General features: G+C 70.1%; 3 protein-coding genes. 1 reads left to right on the top strand and 2 read right to left on the bottom strand.

The genetic code is table 11. From position 1 onward, the window contains the following. Nucleotides 1–562: 562 nt before the first annotated feature. Nucleotides 563–1,822: an amidohydrolase gene (locus tag AB0C29_RS33870; RefSeq protein WP_360545392.1), complete on the bottom strand. Its 1,260-nt coding sequence runs from the start codon at nucleotides 1,820–1,822 to the stop codon at nucleotides 563–565. Nucleotides 1,823–2,012: 190 nt separating this feature from the next. Further along, nucleotides 2,013–3,584, bottom strand: a complete 1,572-nt coding sequence (locus AB0C29_RS33865) for a methylmalonyl-CoA mutase family protein (protein ID WP_360828987.1) — start codon at nucleotides 3,582–3,584, stop codon at nucleotides 2,013–2,015. 228 nt (nucleotides 3,585–3,812) lie between these two features. On the opposite strand from AB0C29_RS33865, the gene AB0C29_RS33860 reads away from it, so the two are divergent. Beyond that, nucleotides 3,813–4,856, top strand: a 1,044-nt coding sequence (locus AB0C29_RS33860; RefSeq protein ID WP_360828984.1) for a serine/threonine-protein kinase, incomplete at its 3' end; no start/stop codon positions are given.

Genomic DNA, 4,856 nt, shown 5'->3' with positions numbered 1-4,856 from the left:
CCAGCCGCCGTCCTCCACCAGCAAGGACGCCCCGCCCAAGGACGCCCCGCCCAAGGACGCCCCGCCCAAGGGCGAGGAGAAGTCCGGGGAGTAAGGCCGGAAAGCACCCACCTGGCAGGGTGAGGGTGGCCGTCCATGAGCCGCTAGGCGATTGGCCACCCTCGCCCGGTCCCCGCGGGAGTGCCCTGTGTCAACCGCAGATCCCGGAGGCGACGCTGTCCTGGGTCGCGAAGGCGGTGGCCGTGAGTATGGCGATTCTGTTCTCGGGCAACGGGAGGTTGCACGAGATGGTCACGACGCAGCTGTGCGAAGGAACCCAAATCGGTAGATCTTGGTAAAATCTGGCTCCTATGGCGGCCACTTTTACCAAGATCCCCCCGCCCGAGGCGAGTCGAGGCGCGAGGCCGGCGCATCGCACGGGCGCGTGAGGTGAGGGGCGTAGCCGGGTTCCTGCTGTGCGGGCGAGGGTGAGTGGTCCCGCACCTGGCAGGAAGCGAAGCGACCAGTCTCGGCGGAGCGACGGCCAGCACCGCTCACCCACCGCGGCAATTGAGGTTGGACCTTAGAAAGCGCCCGTCGACAAGGCTGCCAACGCGGTGTGAACCATCACCCGCACCCCGTAGCCGATGCACTTCTCGTCGACGTCGAAGTTCGAGGTGTGCAGGTCGTATTTGACCTCGGAGCCCGGCGTGCCAGTGCCGAGCCGGATCATCGCGCCCGGGACGTTGTCCAGGTAGAAGGCGAAGTCTTCGCCGCCCATGCTGATCTCGGCCTCGACCACGCGGTCCGCGCCCAGCGCCGCGCCGGCCGCGCCCGCGATCACCGCGGCCGCCATCCGGTCGTTGATCACCGGCGGCACGCCGCGGTTGTATTTGACCTCGACCTCGGCGCCGGTCGGGGCGACCACGTCGCGGATCAGCTTGGTGATCAGCTCGGGGGCTTCGCGCCAGGCCTCGCGGTTGAGGATGCGGACGGTGCCGCGGACGTAGCCCTCGCCGGGGATCGCGTTGAACGCCTCGCCGGCCTGCACCGCGCCCCAGACCATGGAGACGCCCGCGCGGGGGTCGACGCGCCGGTCCAGCAGGGCGGGCACGTCGACGATGACCCGGCCCAGCGCGTGCACCAGGTCGGCGGTCAGGTGCGGCCGGGCGGTGTGCCCGCCGGGGCCGGTGAGGCGCACCTCGACGGTGTCGGCGGCCGCCGTGAACGGGCCGGAGCGGACCCCGACCAGGCCGGCCGGCAGCTGCGGGTAGCAGTGCAGCGCGAAGATCCCCACGACGTCCTTGAGCGCGCCGGAGGCGATCACCTCGGGGGCGCCGGAGGGCACGTACTCCTCGGCCGGCTGGAAGATCAGCCGCACCCGGCCGGGCAGTTCGCCCTGCTCGTTGAGCTGGGCCAGGGCCAGACCGAGTCCGAGCAGGACGGTGGTGTGCACGTCGTGACCGCAGGCGTGGGCGACCTTGGCGACCGTCGAGCGGTACGGCACGTCCTTGGTGTCCTGCAGCGGCAGGGCGTCCAGGTCCGCGCGGAAGGCGATCACCCGGTCGCCCTCGCCGATGTCGCAGATCAGGCCGTTGCCCTTGGGCAGCAGCTGTGGGGTGAGGCCGGCGACGGCCAGCTCACGCGCGATCAGGGCGGCGGTCTCGAACTCGGCGTTCGACGGCTCCGGGTGCGCGTGGATGTGCCGCCGGATGGCCACGAGCTCGGCGCCCCGGGCGGCCAGCCAGCGGTCCAGCTGGCCGGGCAGCGGGTCGGCGCCGGGCGGGGGCCCCGGGAAAGGGGCCTGGGGTGAGCTGTCGGGCACGGTCAATGCACTCGTCACGTCGGATTCTCTATCGCTCTCGTCATTTGAACCGGTTTCCGCAACGCGCGAAAGCTTAGACCTGTTCCGGTGACGCTGTGCAACGTCATTCCCGTATTGATCGTCTCGCGCTGTGTTACCAATGCCCTGATAAGAGCGCTGTGCGGACGCCATCTCCTTCAACGGGTAACAATTACCCGAGGTGACGCTTCTAAAAGTGTTCCACGGGCCGGTACACGCCCCACACCCCGCGCAGCGTGGTGCAGACCTCGCCCACGGTGGCACGCAGCCGCAAGGCCTCCCGCATCGGCGGCAGCACGTTCTCGGTGCCCTCGGCCGCCTTGCGCAGGTCGGTCAGGGCCGCCTCGACCGCCGCGGAGTCCCGCTCGGCGCGCAGCTTCTTGAGCCGGGCGGCCTGGTCGGCCTCGATGGCCGGGTCGACGCGCAGCGGCTCGTACTTCTCCTCCTCGTCGCTCGCGAAGCGGTTGACCCCGACGACCACCCGCTCACCGTTGTCGATCTGCTGGGAGATCCGGTACGCCGAACTCTCGATCTCCTGCTTCTGGAAGCCCTGCTCGATGGCGTCCACCGAGGACCCGAAGCTGAACACCCGCTCGATCAGCGCGGTCGCCGCCGTCTCCACCTCGTCGGTCATCGCCTCGATGACGTACGAGCCGGCGAACGGGTCGACGGTGTCCACCAGGCCGCTCTCGTACGCGAGGACCTGCTGGGTGCGCAGGGCCAGCCGGGCCGACTTCTGGGTGGGCAGCGCGATGGCCTCGTCGTACGCGTTGGTGTGCAGCGACTGGGTGCCACCGGCCACCGCACCGAGCGCCTGGATCGCCACCCGGACCAGGTTGACCTCCGGCTGCTGGGCGGTGAGCTGCACGCCGGCGGTCTGGGTGTGGAACCGCAGCATCAGCGACTTGGGATTCTTCGCCCCGAACTCCTCGCGCATGATCCGGGCCCACATCCGCCGGGCGGCGCGGAACTTGGCGATCTCCTCCAGCAGCGTGGTACGGGCGACGAAGAAGAACGACAGCCGGGGCGCGAAGTCGTCGACGGCCAGCCCGGCCGCGATCGCCGCGCGCACGTACTCGATGCCGTTGGCCAGGGTGAACGCGATCTCCTGGGCGGGCGTCGCGCCGGCCTCGGCCATGTGGTAGCCCGAGATGGAGATGGTGTTCCACTTCGGGATCTCGGCCCGGCAGTAGGCGAACGTGTCGGCGACCAGCCGCAGCGACGGCTTGGGCGGGAAGATGTACGTCCCGCGGGCGATGTACTCCTTCAGGATGTCGTTCTGGATCGTGCCGGTCAGCGCCGCCCCGGGCACGCCCTGCTCCTCGGCCACCAGTTGGTAGAGCAGCAGCAGCAGCGAGCCGGGCGCGTTGATCGTCATCGACGTGGAGACCTTGCCGAGCGGGATCCCGGCGAACAGCTGCCGCATGTCGTCGATCGAGTCGATGGCCACGCCGACCTTGCCGACCTCGCCGTGCGCGATCGGGTCGTCGGAGTCGTAGCCCATCTGGGTGGGCAGGTCGAAGGCGACGGACAGGCCCATCGTGCCGGCGGCCAGCAGCTGGTGGTAGCGGGCGTTGGACTCCACCGCGGTGCCGAAGCCGGCGTACTGGCGCATGGTCCACGGGCGCTGGGTGTACATGGTCGGGTAGACGCCCCGGGTGTACGGATAGGCACCGGGTTCACCGAGCCGCTCGTCGACGTCCGGGGCCACGTCGTCGCGGTGGTACACCGGCTTGATCTCGAACCCGGATTCTGCGTTCACAAGGGCGATCCTAAAGCAGCGTTAAGCGCGGCAGGGCCTTCAGCCCGGCTGGACCCGGTGAGGGATTTTGCACTCAGCGTCCGAAAAGTTCCACCGTACGCGACAGGGTGGCTACCCACGGTCGAGTTCCACAGAACACCCTTCCAGCGACTTTCCGAATTGGGGTGGGAACCGGCAAGATAGCGGAGTTGGCCGACAGCCCCTACACCCCCTTCGGTGGCATCTCACGTGACTCAGATTCCGACCTGGAGCGGTGGCAACTCTGCTCCGACCAGCGGACGCGCAGCCCCGGGCACGCTCATCGGCGGGCGGTACACACTTCGTGCCGCGGTCGGGCACGGTGGCATGGGCACAGTCTGGCGGGCAGCGGACACGCTGCTGCGCCGTGACGTAGCCATCAAGGAGGTCATCCTCCCGCCCGGCCTGGCGCCCAGTGACCGCGACTCGATGTACGAACGCACGATGCGCGAGGCCCGCGCCGCGGCCGCCCTGCAGCACCCGGCGGTCGTGCAGGTCTACGACGTGGTGCACGAGAACGGCCGGCCGTGGATCGTCATGGAGCTGCTGGAGGCGCGCAGCCTCGCCGACATGGTGATCGAGGACGGTCCGGTCAATCCGCGGGTGGTGGCCAAGATCGGCATCGCCCTGCTCGGCGCGCTCGAGGTGGCGCACGCGCACGGCGTGCTGCACCGCGACGTCAAGCCGGCCAATGTGCTGATCTGCACCGACGGCCGCTGCGTGCTGACCGACTTCGGCGTGGCCCGGATGCCCACCGACGTGCAGCTCACCACGCCCGGCATGGTGCTCGGCTCGCCGCATTTCATCTCGCCCGAGCGGGCCATGGGCAGCGACTTCGGCCCGCCCAGCGACCTTTTCTCCTTGGGTGTCACGCTCTACACCGCGATCGAGGGCCGGCCGCCGTTCGACAAGGGTGACCCGATCGAGACGATGCACGCCGTCGTCGAGGACCCGCCGACCCCGGCCGTCCGCGCCGGCTCGCTGACGCCGGTGCTGATGGGCCTGCTGGAGAAGGACCCGGCCCGCCGCTTCGACGTGCCGACCGCCCGGACGATGCTGCGCCAGCAGCTCGCCGGCCCGCTGGCCAGCAAGGCCCCGCCGCACATGATGACGGACCCGTACTCGGTGGTCCCGTCGCAGCGCCCGCCGGCGGCCGAGACCCAGCCGATCCCGCCCGCCCAGCCGAAGCCCTCCGGCCAGATCGGCGGCCGGGCCATGCTCGCGCCCGGCGAGTCGCTGACCGGGCGCCTGGCC

This window comes from Actinoplanes sp. NPDC048791 (assembly GCF_040650095.1).
Lineage (GTDB): Bacteria > Actinomycetota > Actinomycetes > Mycobacteriales > Micromonosporaceae > Actinoplanes.
Note: the sequence above shows the minus strand (reverse complement) of the source record. Positions and strands in the feature narration are given on the sequence as shown.